14 protein-coding genes are annotated in these 17,992 nt (G+C 35.4%); 3 read left to right on the forward strand and 11 right to left on the reverse strand.

The genetic code is table 11. The features are described 5' to 3' along the window. Positions 1-247: 247 nt before the first annotated feature. Positions 248-829: a DUF1836 domain-containing protein gene (locus AZF04_RS12125; protein ID WP_061948954.1), complete on the reverse strand. Its 582-nt coding sequence runs from the start codon at positions 827-829 to the stop codon at positions 248-250. Between the two features lie 157 nt (positions 830-986). On the opposite strand from AZF04_RS12125, the gene trhA reads away from it, so the two are divergent. After that, a complete protein-coding gene (gene trhA / locus AZF04_RS12130; protein ID WP_061948955.1) occupies positions 987-1,634 on the forward strand; it encodes a PAQR family membrane homeostasis protein TrhA in 648 nt (215 codons plus the stop codon). A 36-nt stretch (positions 1,635-1,670) separates the two neighbouring features. Here the strand turns inward: trhA and AZF04_RS12135 are convergent, their stop codons facing one another. After that, positions 1,671-2,549 carry an AraC family transcriptional regulator gene (locus AZF04_RS12135; RefSeq protein ID WP_061948956.1) on the reverse strand — a complete coding sequence of 293 codons (879 nt, stop codon included), beginning with the start codon at positions 2,547-2,549 and terminating at the stop codon, positions 1,671-1,673. A 124-nt stretch (positions 2,550-2,673) separates the two neighbouring features. On the opposite strand from AZF04_RS12135, the gene melA reads away from it, so the two are divergent. Further along, complete coding sequence (gene melA / locus AZF04_RS12140; RefSeq protein WP_061948957.1) at positions 2,674-3,975, forward strand: alpha-glucosidase/alpha-galactosidase; 1,302 nt, start codon at positions 2,674-2,676, stop codon at positions 3,973-3,975. Positions 3,976-4,247: 272 nt separating this feature from the next. On the opposite strand, the gene murB is transcribed toward melA, so the two are convergent. From murB to AZF04_RS12165, 5 genes are all read right to left on the reverse strand, one after another. Then, positions 4,248-5,177, reverse strand: coding sequence for a UDP-N-acetylmuramate dehydrogenase (gene murB, locus AZF04_RS12145; RefSeq protein ID WP_061948958.1), 930 nt, complete (start codon positions 5,175-5,177; stop codon positions 4,248-4,250). A 235-nt stretch (positions 5,178-5,412) separates the two neighbouring features. Further along, entirely contained in the window at positions 5,413-6,807 is a 1,395-nt protein-coding gene (locus AZF04_RS12150; protein WP_061948959.1) for a DHA2 family efflux MFS transporter permease subunit, read from the reverse strand. 514 nt (positions 6,808-7,321) lie between these two features. Next, positions 7,322-8,665: an MFS transporter gene (locus AZF04_RS12155; protein ID WP_061948960.1), complete on the reverse strand. Its 1,344-nt coding sequence runs from the start codon at positions 8,663-8,665 to the stop codon at positions 7,322-7,324. A gap of 12 nt (positions 8,666-8,677) precedes the next feature. Further along, positions 8,678-9,868 carry a hypothetical protein gene (locus AZF04_RS12160; protein WP_061948961.1) on the reverse strand — a complete coding sequence of 397 codons (1,191 nt, stop codon included), beginning with the start codon at positions 9,866-9,868 and terminating at the stop codon, positions 8,678-8,680. Next, positions 9,868-10,335 carry an RNA polymerase sigma factor gene (locus AZF04_RS12165; protein WP_064504130.1) on the reverse strand — a complete coding sequence of 156 codons (468 nt, stop codon included), beginning with the start codon at positions 10,333-10,335 and terminating at the stop codon, positions 9,868-9,870. The genes AZF04_RS12160 and AZF04_RS12165 overlap by 1 nt, the downstream gene beginning before the upstream one ends. Before the next feature lie 921 nt (positions 10,336-11,256). Between AZF04_RS12165 and AZF04_RS12170 the strand changes: the two genes are divergently transcribed. Further along, on the forward strand, positions 11,257-12,240 hold the full coding sequence (locus AZF04_RS12170) for a phosphotransferase enzyme family protein (protein ID WP_061948963.1): 984 nt from the start codon (positions 11,257-11,259) through the stop codon (positions 12,238-12,240). 422 nt (positions 12,241-12,662) lie between these two features. Here the strand turns inward: AZF04_RS12170 and map are convergent, their stop codons facing one another. The 4 genes from map to cobA all read right to left on the reverse strand — a co-directional run bounded on the left by map (position 12,663) and on the right by cobA (position 17,923). Beyond that, positions 12,663-13,409 carry a type I methionyl aminopeptidase gene (map, locus tag AZF04_RS12175; protein WP_061948964.1) on the reverse strand — a complete coding sequence of 249 codons (747 nt, stop codon included), beginning with the start codon at positions 13,407-13,409 and terminating at the stop codon, positions 12,663-12,665. 229 nt (positions 13,410-13,638) lie between these two features. Further along, on the reverse strand, positions 13,639-13,959 hold the full coding sequence (gene nirD / locus AZF04_RS12180; protein ID WP_045482720.1) for a nitrite reductase small subunit NirD: 321 nt from the start codon (positions 13,957-13,959) through the stop codon (positions 13,639-13,641). Positions 13,960-13,975: 16 nt separating this feature from the next. After that, positions 13,976-16,399, reverse strand: coding sequence for a nitrite reductase large subunit NirB (nirB, locus tag AZF04_RS12185; RefSeq protein WP_082795386.1), 2,424 nt, complete (start codon positions 16,397-16,399; stop codon positions 13,976-13,978). A gap of 108 nt (positions 16,400-16,507) precedes the next feature. Beyond that, the gene (cobA, locus tag AZF04_RS12190) at positions 16,508-17,923 is read right to left on the reverse strand and encodes a uroporphyrinogen-III C-methyltransferase (protein WP_064504132.1); all 1,416 of its coding nucleotides are present in this window, start codon (positions 17,921-17,923) and stop codon (positions 16,508-16,510) included. Positions 17,924-17,992: the final 69 nt, after the last annotated feature.

Consider the following 17,992-nt stretch of genomic DNA (forward strand, 5'->3'; position numbering starts at 1 on the left):
AAAAACGATTAAACGGCCTTAGCCCTATGGAATATAGAGCTAAAGCCGCTTAAACATTTTTTATTATTTCCACTGTCTACTTGACAGGGGGCACTTCACCATGAAGGAGGGTTCATTGTTCGTTATTGATGTTTGCATCCATTACACATCATTTCAAGTTTCTCTAATTTGATGATTTAAACCCTTCCTATTTCCTTTTGAAAATAATAATACCTTAAACCAAAAGCAGCGTTTTCTTATTACAGCTTTACTCATCTTCTTTGTTGGCTAGCAATAACTGATCGATAAGCTTCTCTGCTGTTTTTCTGTATAGGTTACTCATATGAACAAAAGACAATATCGTTAAGACATTCTTTAATTCCTCTTGATGGGAATCGATCTTCTTCATTTCATTTTCAACAGAATGAAGCTTTTCCTGCAGCTCATCCTTGAATTCTTCTGTATTGTTTTCTAAGACGGTTAGGTATGTTTCATAATAGGTTTCTAAGTCTAATACTCCTTCACTTTGTAAATCATTTAAGCCCTCTAAGGTGAGTTTAATATCATGAAGTGTGAGTCCACCTTTTAACTGATAAATTAAATTAATTAATAGAATATGTTCTTTGGAATAGCGTTTGTTTTTTATCGGGAAAAAAAGTTTTCCTTTAGCATAATTATTAATCATCGTTTTCGTTAAAATTTTCTCATCTTCTTTTCTTTTAGAGGTTGCATAATTTCGTTCAAAAAGTTGGATGACTTGATCCATATACAAATCCAAATCTGGAATATCTTCTGCTTTTATTTGCTGATTCATTTCTAATTGATTAATGATTTCTTTTATCTTTTCCATTTCAAACTCACCTTCCATGTAAATAAATGACTCTACTATAGTTTACCATAAATATAACACATCACATGACAACAAATAAATAACTTGACTACATGTAGATATGCAGGTATCATTCTATGTAGTTATCAATACTACATAAACATAAAGGAGTGTTTACATGTCTACATATATAAGAGAACCTATTAACGGTATTACTCATTTAATTGGTGCTATTTTATCTTTTGTCGCATTATTGGCGATGGTCATTAAAGCATCTTTAACAACAGCCTCTCCTATAGCTATAGCAGCCGTCATTATTTTTGGCACAAGTATGATTCTCCTTTACGCTGCATCTGCAACCTATCATATGGTGATGGCAAAAGATAAAGTGATAGCTTTCTTGAGAAAAATCGACCACTCGATGATATTTGTATTAATTGCCGGATCTTATACACCTTTTTGCCTGATTGCATTAGAAGGAGCAACAGGTTGGACGATTTTCTCGATTGTCATGACATTAGCCGTATTTGGAATCGTCTTTAAATTAGTATGGTTTAATTGCCCTAGATGGCTTTCAACCTCGATTTATATCGCGATGGGCTGGATTATTATCTTTGCATTTTCGCCTTTAACTCAGAATTTAAACACGATGGGACTCTTTTTATTAATTTTCGGTGGGTTTTTATATACAATAGGTGGAATCATTTACTGGCTGAAGCCAAAGGTTTTTGAATTTAAGTACTTTGGATTTCATGAGATTTTTCATATATTTATCATGCTCGGTACTACTGCCCACTTTCTATCTGTCTTTTTCTATGTTTTGTAAATAGATTCTTTGATGCTTTAAAATGCAGCTTCATTGTTAATGAATAATCAAGCGATCTATCGAGATCGTATGCTTGTGTTGTCTAAACTCACCAGGTGAGACTCCGACTACCTTTCTAAATACCTTGTTGAAATAATTATCATTTGTAAAACCAACTTTAACGGCAATTTTTTTTATGGAAAGCTCACTATATTTTAAAAGCTGAATCGATTTTTTTATTCTGACTTTATTAAGATACTGAATGGGTGTACCATTCATTGATTCACCAAACTGTTTAATTAAATAGTACTTAGATAAACCAACTTCTTCAGCAATATCGCCAACAGACAATGGCATGTGATAATTTTTTTCAATGTATTCCTTTGCTTGATTAATAGCAGGTGGAAGAGATATATCTTGATTAAATCGATGAATATACCTTAAGCATTCCATTAAAAATAAATAGGCTTCTCCTGACAGCTGATAGGCATCTAAAGAATGGGTAAGAGCTTGATCGTATATAGAAAATAATCTTTGTATTAAAGGGTTATCGTAAGGAATATAAGAAGCATGACCCATTTTCTGGTAAATCGTTTGGAAGGTTTGCTCGACAACCTGACCTGTTAATGTAATAAATATAAATTCCCAATGATTAGAATCCTCGGGAATAAAATAACAATGATCACTAGGAACATGAACAAAAAAGCCATGTTCTTTTTTTTGCGAATATACATTATTTCCTACTCGAATTTTCCCTTCACCTGATATCGTATATTGAAAGATAAAAATATCCTTTTCTTTTCTCTCTAGTCCGTTCCAACTGTAGCTACTATCCACTTGTTGCTCCATCCCTATCGAGAAAATATGTACGAGTGGTTCAGCATAGTGATCTTTTGAACGAAAGCCAATAATTTCAAACGGTCGATTTTTCACCACAATATATTACCATCCTTTCACAGCATATTACCATTGATCGCATGAATACAATCATTTATTGTGATTATAAAGGATAAATAAACATTTTCAAATAACATTTTTTTACCTTTGGGAGGAATGTAGAATGAATAAAATTACCTTTATAGGAGCAGGAAGTACGGTTTTTGCCAAGAATGTATTAGGTGATTGTATGTTTGTAGAAGCTTTGGATGGTTTTGAATTTGCTCTTTTCGATATTGATCATGAACGATTAAAGGATTCAGAGCAAATGCTTCAAAATTTAAGTCAATCTTATAATCAGAGCATTAATGTTAGAGCTTACTCCGATCGAAAGGAAGCGTTATCAGGAGCTAAATATGTCATTAACGCGGTTCAAATTGGTGGATATCAGCCTAGCACCGTGATAGATTTCGAAATTCCTAAAAAATATGGATTGAGGCAAACGATAGGAGATACCATTGGAATTGGCGGATTATTTAGAAGTCTACGTACCATCCCTGTCATGTTTGATTTTGCTAAAGATATGGAGGAAGTATGTCCTGATGCCCTTTTATTAAATTATACAAATCCTATGGCAGCTTTGACTGGCGCGATGCTACGTTATACAAATATTCAAACCGTCGGCCTTTGTCATAGTGTACAAATTTGTACGAGTCACCTTTTCCAAGCACTTGAAATGGAGCACGAAGGAATTGAAGAAAAAATTGCTGGAATTAATCATATGGCTTGGTTATTAGAAGTTAAAAAAGATGGAAAAGATTTATATCCGGAAATTAAAAGAAGAGCTAAGGAAAAGCAAAAAGAGAAGCATCACGATATGGTTCGTTTTGAATTGATGGATAAATTCGGCTACTACGTGACTGAATCTTCTGAACACAACGCTGAATATCATCCTTATTTTATTAAAAGTCAATATCCGGAGCTTATTGAGAAATTCAATATTCCTCTTGATGAATACCCAAGAAGATGCGTGGCGCAAATAGAAGGCTGGAAAAAAATGCGTAATGATCTCGTTGGCAACACGAATTTGACTCACACTCGCTCTCATGAATATGGTTCAAGAATTATTGAGGCTATTGAGACTAACCATGTATTTAAATTCGGAGGGAATGTATTAAATACCGGGGGACTAATTTCGAACTTACCTACAAAAGCATGTGTAGAGGTTGCTTGCATTGCCGATCGTAGTGGAATTACTCCTACTTATGTTGGTGAAATCCCAGAACAATTAGCTGCCTTAAATAGAACGAATATTAATACACAGCTACTTACGATAGAAGCTGCTGTTACAAAAAAGAAGGAGCATATTTATCAAGCTGCATTACTAGATCCACATACAAATGCGGAGTTATCTATGGATGATACTATTCGTCTTTGTGATGATTTAATTGAAGCTCACGGTGAGTGGTTACCAGAATATAAATAAAAGTATAAAAGCGTGGAGTGCCGTTAAGGTCTCCACACTTTTTTTCTTTAATGAAACTTCTCTTATCACTATCATAGCCAATAACACAATGACTAGTTGCCCGAAAAATACAGAGAAACAAAGAAAAATAAGGTAATTAAATGAAAGAAAAGCACTACTCCACAGCAGAAATAAAAAAGAACGGAACCTAATTTTGCATTTCTCATTTATAACACCTCAACCTTCACTCTCTGTTCAATACCCAGAGCCTAGCTTAAACCGATTAAGTCTTATTAAGATGAGATAATATCTCTATCCTCTCCAATGACTCGAACTTCTCTTTCAAGCTCTACACTGAATTTATTTCTTACTTCATTTTGAACATGGGCAATTAACTCTAAATAGTCCGTAGCAGTTGCCCCATCAACATTTACAATAAAACCAGCATGCTTTGTAGAGACTTCAGCCCCACCAATACGTTTACCTTGTAAATGACTGTCTTGAATCAATTTACCAGCAAAATGGCCAGGTGGCCTTTTAAACACACTACCACATGAAGGATATTCTAATGGTTGCTTTGACTCTCTTAAAAAAGTAAGCTCATCCATTTTCGCTTTAATTTCTGCGGGATTACCTTCCGTAAGTCTAAAGGTAGCTTCTAGAACAAGATAGCCATTGGCTTCAATATTACTAGTACGATAACCTAATTCCAGTTGATCAGCAGAAATCGTTTTTAACTGACCTTCTTTTGTTAGCACTGAAGCTTCTACTAAGACATCAGACACTTCACCACCATAAGCACCTGCATTCATATAAAGAGCTCCACCAATAGAGCCAGGAATTCCACAAGCAAACTCTAAGCCTGTTAAGGAATGCTCTAATGCGAATCGTGAAACATTAATGATCGCTGCACCACTTTGTGCTTTTATTACATAGCCATCTCGGTTTACTTGCTTCATTTCAGTCAAAATCATGACGACGCCTCTAATTCCTCCATCTTTAATAATCAAATTAGAAGCATTTCCTAAAATCGTCAAAGGTAATTGATTTTCCAAAGTATACATGTAAATTTGTTGGACTTGTTCAATAGAAGTCGGAAAAACAATCACATCCGCTGGTCCACCCGTTTTTGTATAAGTATAATAGCTTAAAGACTGATTGATTTTAATATTCTCATCATTTTTTAATATTGAAAGTAAATCTTTATAAACCGTATTATTCATTTAAATTCTCCTACATCTAAAATTCATAATCTCCATTATATATTATAGGCAATCAATGTTATATCGTTTCCATTATTTTTTAGTTTTTTTGAATATTCTTTAACGATTGGTTCCTTTTATTATTATATGCTTTCTAAAAGAAAGAGACCACCACAACTTGTAATCGCCCCTTTAAAAACATATGATTTTCCTTATTTCTTCAACTTTATCTATTTTAGAAGACTAATAGCATAATTTAAGAGGATACTGAATTCCGCTTATCAAATTTAATAAAGAAATAAGATACGAAGGTTAATAATGCCAGTACAGCTATGACTAAGAAAGAAATATTCACACCGAAAATAGCAGGATTAACAATACTCTCCGTTCCCGCCACATTTGTCTCAACAGTAGTCATAATCGTTACTAAAATAGCTGTTCCCACAGAAGACATCGTCATTCTCATCGTCCCATCCATAGCCGCGCCGTGAGGAATTAATTCTTTTGGTAATTGGTTTAATGCGGCTGTTTGAATGGGCATCATAATGAGTGCAAGCCCTAGCATCCTCACTGCGTATATTACCGTAATAAATGTAAATGTTGTATTCGTATCAAGGAATATAAAAGGAATCGTCGCTAATGTAATAATGATTAACCCCGGTAAAACGAGCCATCTAGCCCCTATTCGATCAAAAATTCTACCAACAATTGGCGCTAAAAATCCCGTTACAAGAGCGCCGGGAAGCATCGCCATTCCTGCTTCAAAGGCAGTAAATTCACGCATGTTTTGCATATATAATGGAATTAAAGTTTCCACACCAATTAGACTCATAAACGTAATGGAGCCAATAAAAACGGCAAAAGGAAAGATCGAATAAGTAAAGACTCGAAATTCAAGCATTGGATGTTTCAAACGTAATTGTCTTAGAATAAAAGCGGTAATCGATATAGCTCCGACAGCAAGTGTTATAAAGGTTATAGGGGCTCCCCAACCAAAATTCCCTGCATTTGTAACACCGAATAAAAGTCCACCAAAGCCAAAAGAAGATAGGATAATAGAAATAAAATCGACCTTTGGCTTCTTTAACTCTGTTACATTTTTTAAGGCGAAGAAAGCAATTATAATATCAATAATGGCAATTGGTAAAATGATAAAAAAGAGAATTCTCCACGAAAAATTACCTGTAACCCAGCCAGAAAAAGCAGGACCAATTGCTGGAGCAAAGGATATGACTAATCCTATTAGCCCCATAACAGAACCCCTTCTTTCAATCGGGAATATTAATAAAAATACAGTTGTCATTAACGGTAGCATAACGCCAGCACCTAATGATTGTATGACTCTTCCTACTAATAAAATTTCAAAGGTTGGCGCAAGACCTGCCACTAAAGTTCCGATAGCAAATATAGTCATAGCGGATAAGAACAATTGTCTTGTTGTGAACCTCTCTATTAAAAAAGCACTCACTGGTATCATAATTCCATTAACCAGCATAAATACGGTAGTAAGCCATTGAGCACTATTAGGAGTGACACCCATTTCTACAATAATTTGCGGAATCGCTGTAATCATAAGCGTTTGGTTTAATATCGCAATAAAGGATCCAGCCAAAAGTAAAGCTACGATCGTTGGTTTGTGAATTTGATTCATCTAAAAAAACTCCTAGCATTATAAAATCTATTCTTTTTCCTGCTTATGTTTGATTTTCATAAATATGTAGCTCATAAAAAAGCCATTAAAATCCTCTACACATAAGAGTACTTTATTAGATTAAACCAAATGCTTAAAAGTTTCTATCTATTTATTTCGATTCCCTAAAATTATTTATTGAGATTATATCCATAAATATGAAATTTAATCATAAATAGGATTAACCATTATTTTTCAATTATTATAGGGGCTCCGGCTGTTCGTAACCCCAAGTCTCTTCGCGTAAGATCGGAGCTGCCAAACTACCTTTTTTTAAAAGTCGATTTTGGTATGGCCACTTCATCCTACTGAGGTCTCCGTGTCTTGCGCACACTTGATTACGTATTCTCATAGAGAATCTACAAATGCAACAGGACCCTCCTTCTGTTTATAAGAAGGAAGGTCCTGTTCGTTATTTGTTTATACATCCATTACAGACTATCTAAAAATAGCTTTTGTTCCAAAAGAAACTTCATTATGAATGGGGGAAGACTTTAAGCTTTTTTCGTTTCCAAGAAAAAGCTTTTTCTAGAAATGTAATAAGAGCGGTCATTAATAGCAAACAACTACAAAAAAGAAAGGTTAATTGAACACTTGTCATTTGAATAAAAAATGCACCTATTAATGGGGCAACAAAAACCGTTGTACTCATTAAGCTTTGGAATATTCCTGAAACACTACTCACTTTATCAGTAGAAGGTACGGTTGTGATCACATAATTCGAAATTACTAATGAAATCGCCGTTCCAATACCTATTAAAAATCCCAAAATAATCGGAATTATAATAACAAAATAAGTGGAGATGGCAGATAGGCCTAAAAAACTTACACCAATCAGTGATAATGAGACAGCTAACCAAATCTGAATATTCTTGAATTCTGAAAATCGATTAAGAATGAGCAAGGTAGTAACTGATCCAATTCCAACAGATGCAATGATCCAAGTAACAATCTCTGGTTCTGTTGGTCTTAATTCACGAAATAAAATCGGAAATTGAACATCAATTAGTTGAATAATCATCATACCAACAATCGTTATGGAAATCGTTACGCTAAGCAACCTTTGCTTAAAAACGTAACTCCACCCTTCTCTCCACTGCTTCCAAAAGGATTCCGCTTGTCTTAATTCTTGACCTTTAGGAGCGGCTTTAATTGGTAACACTTTGACAATACTTACTAGCAAAAATACGGAAATCAAGAAAGCCGAGGCAGTCACCCATAATAAATAGTGAGCTGGCATAATCGTAATAAGAGAGCCTCCTATTAAAGGTGCAATGACCTTAGCGGACTGGTTCAATCCTCCATTCCAGGTAATGGCTTTTACTCGCAAAGCTTCTGGAACAAGCTGTCTGATTAAGCTTTGCTGAGTCGGATAATGAACGACATTAATAGAGGCTCTAATGGCAATTAGTAAAATGGCAATGGCTGGTGATGGTGCAAAGAAAAGCGCAACCGTTAAAATAACGGTCAAACTATCAGCGATCATAATTAGCTTGATTTTATTAACCTTCTCAATCAGTACACCAGCAAACTGAGTTAAGAGAGCTTGAGGCAGTCCGAAGGCAACAGGAATAAGTGCCAGCATAAAGGGTTCGACAACCCATACATAACCGAATATAATCATTAGTGCGACCATATCAAACCACTGTCCGATAGTAGAAATACTATAAGACGCAAACAATCTCCCATATCCCGGTATATCCCAAAGTCGATTAATTGTTTGACTCTTTCGTTGTTCCTTTAATAAATATTCCGTTTTTGTTTGTTCCTTAATATCATTTTGCCTTTGGCGAACAAGCGATTGAAAAAAATCATCCATATTTCCTAGCACCTAAATCAATAATTCGCCAATATTATCTAAATCATATTGATCCTCTTGTTTTAGATGACTATAGACACTTCCATTTTGAGTTTGAATATTTTTTTGCACATAATGCTTCATGGACTCATTAGGCGTATAAATCGTTCCCTTCAATTCAATGACTATGTTCTTATTTAAGAGCTCTTCATCAAACTCCTCTTCAATAGACCATTGACCATTGACAATAATCGTTGTATTTGGTTCTAATAACTCAACTTCCCTCTTCGTCCAGTTCTCCTTTTCAATGAATCGATAGTGCTCCTGGTAGCTAAACACCTCCGTTTCAAAGGAATCTAATGCTTCATATACTAAATCTTCAATACTCTCATGGCAAATAATAAAAGAAAGAGAGTGAATGGAACGAAACGCCTGTTGAAATTGTTCTCTTGTTATGTTTTCAGCTAATAGAATCGGTTTTTTCGTATAAATAGCAGCTTGCTTAAATCGCTTAATAGATCGATTGTGTAACTGTAGCTTTGAATCGATTTTCTGATAACCCGTTGGAATAATGACCGTTTTACCATTTACGGTTATTTTTTTCCCTAATATAGATTGTTGTTCCTTTGTCAAAAATAAAACTCCATTTACATCAAGACGGTTTATTTTAGAATAAAACGTATCGATATCAACATTATTAGATAAAGTTAAGGTTCCATTAACTAATATATTTTCATCCAATTCTAATGATTGCAAAAAGCCTTCATCTAGTTCAATCTTTCCTGATTGAATAAAGGGCTGCTTCCCATCAAATTCAATGATTCCTCCTGTTATCTTTTTGATTTTTGTCTGTACAGCTCCTTTTATATGTTTAGGAGTGTAAACAGCTCCCATAACGACAAATTCAGTTTGACATTTCTGTAATGAATCCACGCTTATTTCATTGTCTACAAGCAAAACTCCTTGTATAAATACGACTGAATGCTCACTAGCACTTTCAATATAATGGTCATCGAGAATAAATAACCCCTTAATAAGCTGCCAATCTTCCTCAACTACAATGGTCGACCCTATATTTTCAATTTTCATTTGTGAAAGTAATTTGACCGTTTTTGGCGTACAAATAACAGAACCAACATTATTAATACGTTCAATTTGTTGAATGCTCTCTTCTGTAGCCTGTATCATATTTAACTCACCGATATTTCCAATTTTTTGACCCATTATAATTCCTCCTCAAAATAATCCCTTAAAGTTTGAATAGCTAAAGAAAGATGGTATCGAACTGTTGAAGCTGAAATTCCTATTTTAGAGGCAATTTCTTTACTATTTAAGCCAATCCAATACCGTTTAAAGACAATATCACTTTGGATTTTAGGTAGTCTTTTTAACATTTCAACCATTTCTATTGAAGTAACTGGGGGCATCACCCAATTTTGCTCATAAAATTCATCAAGCTCAACTTCTCGTTTACTCTTTCTCTTCGAATCAATTAACTGATTTTTCATCACTCGATAAAACCATGCTTTTTGTTTATACCGTGGCCAAGAAAGCAACTCTTTTTGATAAAAAGCCTTTTCTAACGCATCTTGAACCAAATCATCTCCTTCCTGTTTTTGATCGGCAATGGAATATGCAAAACGAATTAAATCACTTTTTAAATCCTCATACAGTTCATCCAAGTACTCCACCTAATTCCCGATTGTCTTTTTCTTTTATTTTAGCAGCTTTCATATAGATAACGTTTAAGCGAATAAAAGTGTTGGTCGTTTTCAAAAAAAAAATTTATAGTATATGAGTCCATTTTCATCATTGCTTTATAAGCGAATAAAACCAAACATTTATTATTAAAATGTACTGAATGTTTGCAAATTCACTCGATGATTGTAACGGTAGGTAGTGACTCCCAAAGGATAAGCGCCGTTTGAAGATCTACTCTGACAAGCCCTGCGTAGTCGGAGTTAGCTGAAGACAAGCCCTTGGGAAAGCATCTACCTAAAGTGGAAATCAAACACCTAATCGTTCCGTTTTCATTATAAAGATGTATTAAATGCTTATGAACCATCTCTTTGATTGAAACGGCAGGTAGTGACTCCCAAAGGATAAGCGCCGTTTGAAGATCCACTCTGACGAAGCCCAGCGTAGTCAGAGTTAGCTGAAAACAAGCCCTTGGGAAAGCACCTACCTAAAGTGTAAATCAAAACCTAATCAATCCGTTGTCATTAAAAGAAATTAGTTCATATATTTTCCAATAAAAGATTGTATAAAGTTTTAGAAGTTGATATAATCATAGTACTTAAAGGAAAGGGGTGAGTTTACGCAATGACTAAATCAATGAAGGATAACCTTGGATTTCATATGTATTGCTTCTCACCCATTCGGACGGTTTGATCATATTTTTAGTTAGAATGGAGCTTTTTTAGCATTTCTATGGGATTTTTCCACAGGGTTAAGTACTTACTCTGTGGTTTTTTTGTGGGCTAAAAAGCGAAGAGATTTTTAAGGAATGACTTTATTGAGACTAAATAATGGAGAGGAGTGAGTGAGCCTTTTTCTTTATAAGCAGTTGAAGGCTGTTTATGACCATTATGAACCAATAAAGGAGATTACACATGTTAAAATTAAAATACCTTTTTTATAATGAAGATTTAGCTAATATGTTATTAGCAAACTGGAACTTTCAAACAAAATCGCTTGATTTATTTAAGTATTATCGAATATCCTCAAATGCCATTTATCCATTTGAGGCAGAGGGAAGTGTTCACTTTTTAAGGTTTGCCCCTATCTCGGAGAAACGTGAAACTCATTTATTCGCTGAATTCGAGTTCATTTCCTATCTTTTATCAAAAGAATATGGTGCCTTACAAGTCGTCCCTTCTAGTCAAAATGAAACTCTCCTAAAAATAAAAACACCCTGGGGAGAATATTATGCATCTGTATTTAAACGAGTAGCTGGGATGCAATTGAATAAAACGGATTTAAATGATGATATTATCTTTAGCTACGGAAAAGCATTAGGGAGATTACATCAATTATCTAGTGAATATAGCTCACCCCAATACAAACGCTGGTCACATCATGATGTGCTAAATTGGATATCAGATACGTTATCAGATTTCCCTAATGAAATACTGGCAAAAAAAGAAGCCCATTTACTGCAAGACTATTTTAACACTCTTCCTATCTCTAAAAAAACGTATGGTCTTATTCATTACGATTTTGAATACGATAATGTTTTTTATGATGAAGTAACGAAAAGCTGCCAAGTCATTGATTTTGATGATATGATGTATCATTGGTATGGAATGGACATTGAAAAAGCACTTAATTGTTTGAAAGACTGTATATCTTTAGAGAAGATTGAACAAAAGACTCAATGCTTCTTGAGTGGATATTCTACCGAATTTGAGTTTTCAGAGCAAACCTTGGTTGCTGCACCAGCTTTTCAACGTTTTGCTAACTTATATAGCTATGTTCGTATTCTTAGATCTTTAGAGGAGATGTGGAAACATGAACCTCAATGGTTAGAACATTTACGTATAAATTTACGTAACGAAATGAACGATCTATCTACAAATTTCGGAATAGAAATTTAATAACGATCGTTTTGATGAAATAAAAAGTCATCAAATTGAGGGCTTGAAAAAGCGAATAAGATAAAGAGGTTGAGTTGAACTGCTAACTGGAGGCACGACTTAAGCCTCCTCCTCGCTTTTGTTCTTCTTGCCGCTCACTTTCTTTAAAAAGCAAACGAAGAGTGTAGGATATACGTATAAATGAAGAGCTTGACACATGTTAGGTGCCCGGTTATTCACTAGATTACGTATTTCAAAAACACAGGACCCTCCTTCTTTTAATGAAGAAGGAGGGTCCTGTTCATTATTTATGATTAGACAATATTTCAAGTTCCGCTACATGAGTCAGCCTACCAAAAAGGATTTATTTTAATGAACGAGAGGATCTTTGGATAAAAAAACCTTCAATTTCCACCTTATTTCCATGGGAGATTTTAGGTATATTAAGCTACGGTTAATATAATCGGCTTATCTTTTGTAATAATAATCGTATGCTCCTGCTGCGCTGCGAAACTACTGTCAGGAACACGCAAAGTCCATCCATCTAATTGTTCGATGACATAATGAGCACCTGTAGATAAAATAGGCTCTATTGCTAAAACCATTCCCTCTTTTAACACCCGCTTATCATGCTTATTATAAATGGGTAGAATTTCCTTTGGATACTCGTGTAGAGCTCTACCTATTCCATGACTACATAGGTTCTCAATGACTTGGTATCCGCCTTTTTGAGCCTCGCGTTGAATCATTCTCCCGATTTCGTTCAACTTCACTCCATCTTTAAGAGATGAAATAACCTTCATTAATGTCTGTTGGGTATGCTGACAAAGTTGAGTTAAGGAAGGACTGTTCGAATCGATTGTAAAAGAATGACCTGCATCAGCAAAATATCCTTCAAGTTCAGCCGAAACATCTATGTTTATCAAATCGCCTTCGCGTATTTTCCGTTCTCCAGGTATTCCATGAGCCGTATTATGGTTTACACTAATACAGGTATATCCAGGGAAATTGTAGGTCAACTTTGGTGCAGAGACAGCACCATGACTTTTTAAAAAGCGCCCACCTATATCATCTAACTCTTTTGTGCTCATTCCAACACTTGCTTGACGTTTCATTTCTTGAATGGTTAACGCAACAATTTGACCAACCTTCTGTAGACCATCGATATCTTTTTGTGACTCTATAGTCATGATAGCCCCTCCATTTTTTAGATATGTTTATTCTACCACATTTATATCAGTGTCATTTTCAATTTTACATAACATAAATAGGCTCATATTTAAAAAAGATTGGAACTAAAGGAAATGGCGAGAAATAGCGTCACAGCATAAATCCCGGTAAAAAAATTGAATGGATTCCAAAAGAAGAAAAAAGCGAAATGGGAAACTCCCTATTTCACTTTTTCTTTAATAGATAAGATTATAGATTTACAAATACCTGTTCTCCATTTATTTCAATATCAAAACAGGTCACACAGCCTTCATCTGCTCCCTCTGCCATCCCAGTTTTCGTACTAATTTTCCAGTCGTGTAATGGACAGAAGACAAATTCACCACTTACAATCCCCTCAGACAGTGGTCCCCCTTTATGAGGGCAGCTATTCTCAATAGCATGTACCGTACCATTTTCTTGTAGAAATAAAGCTATTTCTTTGCCATCAATGGTCACTACCTTTCCTAAACCAACATTTAATTCGTCTAGATTAATGACAAATATTTTTTTACTCGCTTGTACAGACATGAATACTCCCTCCTCTTTATACGGTAACATTTTTCTTTTCGAATAATTCCTTTTGAACCTCATCGCTAGCTACAATTTCTGTCCAAGGATCTTTATGATTTTCCAAGGCTATATCCATTCTTTCAATGAGTGCTTCTCGCTCTTTTTGATCCTCTAAAACGACTTTTTTAATGGAATCTAACCCTACACGCTCAACCCAATGCGAGGTACGCTCTAAATAGTTCGCCTGCTCTCGGTAATATTGTAAAAAGGCACTAATCGTATCTATAACCTCTTGAGAGGTCTTTACTTTGCATAAAAGCTCTCCACCTCGTAAGTCCACTCCACCATTACCTGCCACATAAAGCTCCCAAGCTCCTTCCACACCGACAATTCCTACATCCTTAATTCCGGATTCTGCACAATTCCTTGGACAAGCTGATACAGCCATTTTAACTTTATGAGGAGTATTTAAGCCTTCATATTTCTTTTCTATCTCAATCCCAAGCCCAATAGAATCTTGTGTACCGAATCGACAAAAATCTTTTCCTACACAAGTCTTGACTGTTCTAAGAGTTTTACCATACGCATAGCCTGAGCGCATCCCTAAATCTTTCCACATGCTTGGTAAATCCTCTTTCTTAACACCGAGCAAATCAATTCGTTGTCCCCCGGTTACTTTCAATAATCGCACTTTATATTTATCAGCCACATCTGCTATTTTCCTTAATTGCTCTGAGTCCGTCACACCACCATACATTCGTGGTACAACAGAGAAGGTACCATCTTTTTGGATATTGGCATGTACTCGTTCATTAATAAACCTTGAATGACTATCATCTATATACATACTAGGATTTACTAGTCCTAAATAATAGTTGAGTGCTGGGCGACATTTCGAGCAACCGGCATCACTACTCCATTCTAGAACATTCATTACTTCACGAATATGAGTGAGTCCCATATCCCTAATAGAAGCGGTGACCTCTTCATGTGTATACTTGGTACATCCACACATCGGTTCCTTTACATCAGCTGCACTTTCACCAGTCGTTAATGCTAACAGCTCTGCTACTTGAGGTTTACAGCCTCCACAGGACCTTGAAGCATTCGTGCATTGCTTAACTTCATTTACTGTCTTTAAGCCTAAATCCTTTATAGCAGAAACAATATCGCCTTTTGTTACACCATTACATCCACATATCGTTTCATCATCCTGCATGGTTAAAACAACAGATTCACCACTTGCACTATTTGATTCTGAAGGAAGAATCGCGACCTTACTCATTTCTGAAATATCTTGTCCCGAACGCATCATTGAGAGTAGTCTAGGGGAGTCAGCTGTATCACCAAAAAGGACGGCTCCAACAATTTGATGATCACGAACCACAACCTTTTTAAATACACCTTCAAACTCATCATGAACTCTGATCGACTTTGTCTCCTCAGTATCCATAAACTCTCCCGCAGAAAACACATCTACACCAGAAACTTTTAACTGTGTATAAACGATAGAGCCTTGATAGCCTGGTACACCCTTTTTCTCACTTGAACATAAGTAAGCAGCCAAGTGCTTTCCTTGTTCGTATAATGGTGCTACTAGACCATAAACTATTCCTCGATGCTCTGCACATTCTCCTACAGCATAGATATTTTTTTCATTTGTTACCATATGGTCATCCACCAAAATCGCTCTTCCTATATCAAGACCTGCCTTTTCCGCTAATTCAACATTAGGTCGGATACCTACTGCCATAACAACTAAATCAGCTTGAATACTAGATCCATCTTTAAACTTTAGTCCTTTTACACGCTTTCCTCCTATTATTTTTTCTGTATGCTTATTAAGGTGGAAGCGCATCCCTTGTTTTTTCAGCTCTTTTTCTAGCATCTTTCCTGCGTCTTCATCTAGCTGTCTCTCCATTAAATAATCAGATATATGAATAACATCAACTTCCATTCCTAAATTTAATAGACCGCGAGCGGCTTCTAAACCTAGTAATCCGCCCCCAATAACAGCGGCTTTTTTGTAGGATTTGGCTGTTTCTATCATCGATTCACAATCGCGAATATTTCTAAAAGCAATAACCCCTTCTTTTTCTGAACCTGGCAAAGGAAGCATAAATGGATTCGATCCTGTTGCAAAAATTAAATGATCATAGGAACATTTAACCCCATTGGCACTAATGACTATCTGATTCTTTTTGTCCACTTCTACAATCGGGTCGTCTACATGTAATTCAATGTTATTCTGCTCATACCACTTGTAATCATTAAGTACGATATCATTTACATTCGCATCTCCTTGTAAAACAGAAGATAATAATATCCGATTATAATTCGGATGGTTTTCTTCACCAAATACAACAAATTGAAAACGATTCGGCTCTTGCTTCATGATTTCTTCTAATGTTCGTATCCCAGCCATACCATTCCCTATTAAAACGACTCTTTCTCTCAACTTTAACAGCTCCCTTGTCTATTTTTTTAAAATATTCACACTTTTTAAATCGCGTTTCTCCCACTTATCTTAGCTTGATAAAAAGTGTTGAAAATAGTAAAAGCATACTTAACCATTAACGGCTATAGGTACATGCTCTCCCTTACTAGCCATGTTATTGAAACATTCTTCTACATCTTGAATGACCTTCATATTCAAATGGAATGTTCGAGCATATTCTTCTATTTGTTTACTAGTTGCTATGAAAGTTATAGATTCAAGCGAGCCTATTTGAGCTCTGTTTAAAAAAGCAATGATATCCTGTACATCCTCTTTACTCGTACAAATAATCGAATTCACATGCCCTTCCTCTAAAGCTCTAGTTAAGGCAACAAGCATATTCATTTTCAATTCTCTCATTCTAGTCATAGAATCAATAAAATAAGGACGATCAGCACGCTTCTTTTGATAAAGAGGTAGCAGTAATCCAAGCTGCTTCAAATCTAGTTGAATATCGCTATTTAAAGCAAACATTGGATTGGTTAGCGTACGGATATCAATATTCAAATTTCCTAACTGTCGCAAAAACTGTTTGAACGATTTCATATTAGAAAAGATGATTTCTCGGTTTCCATCTAGCATTTGCAGCATATCTTTTTCATCAATGAAATTTTGAGAAACAGCACATACCTCTTTTACATAAACATCTGCACCTTGCTCACTTAATTTTTCTGCTAAATCATGGTTTTCTTTCGTTTTTGATGGGATTAAAATACTCATTCCAGACATTGGTTTTTGTTCAAACCAACTAACCTGTTGGCGAGTTTGAATAACATCTCCAACCATAATCATTGCAGGGTTTTCAATGTTGTGATTGTTCACTTGATCTGTAATCGTTGAAAGGGTTCCTTCTACTGATTTCTGCCGACTATACGTCCCCCATTGAACAACTAAAACAGGGGTATTTTTAGATTTCCCATTTTTTATTAGTTCATCTGCAATTATATGAAGCTTCTTAATTCCCATATAGAAAAGAATGGTATCTACAGATTGGGCCAACGATTTCCAATTTACATCAGGCTTGCCATCCTCTGTTTTTCGATGAGCGGTTACGACTGCAAAAGAACCTGAATGATCTCGATGCGTAACCGGCACTCCTGCATAAATAGAAGCTGCTGTTCCTGACGTTACACCTGGCACAATTTCAAATGTAATACCATTCTTTTTTAATGATTCTGCTTCCTCACCTACTCTTCCGAATACAGAAGGATCACCACCTTTTAAACGAACAACGGTTTTTCCTTTTTTTGCATGCAAAATCATTTCAGTTTGAATATCCTCTTGTCGAAGTAAATGTTTACAGGGCTGTTTACCACAATAAATAAGTTTGACGTCCGTTTTTAGGTCAGCTAATAAAAACGGATTAACTAGGCGATCAAAAATAACAACATCCGCTTTCTTTAATAGGCGCTGGGCTTTGACGGTAAGTAGTTCAATATCACCTGGACCTGCCCCAACTAAATAAACCATTCCTTGTTTAGTCATAATTGGACCCCTTTTATAAATTAATAATGTCATGCTATCAGAAACAAACTTCTAAATGTTGGAACTCGT

The organism is Alkalihalobacillus trypoxylicola, from assembly GCF_001590785.1.
Lineage (GTDB): Bacteria > Bacillota > Bacilli > Bacillales > Bacillaceae_D > Alkalihalobacillus > Alkalihalobacillus trypoxylicola.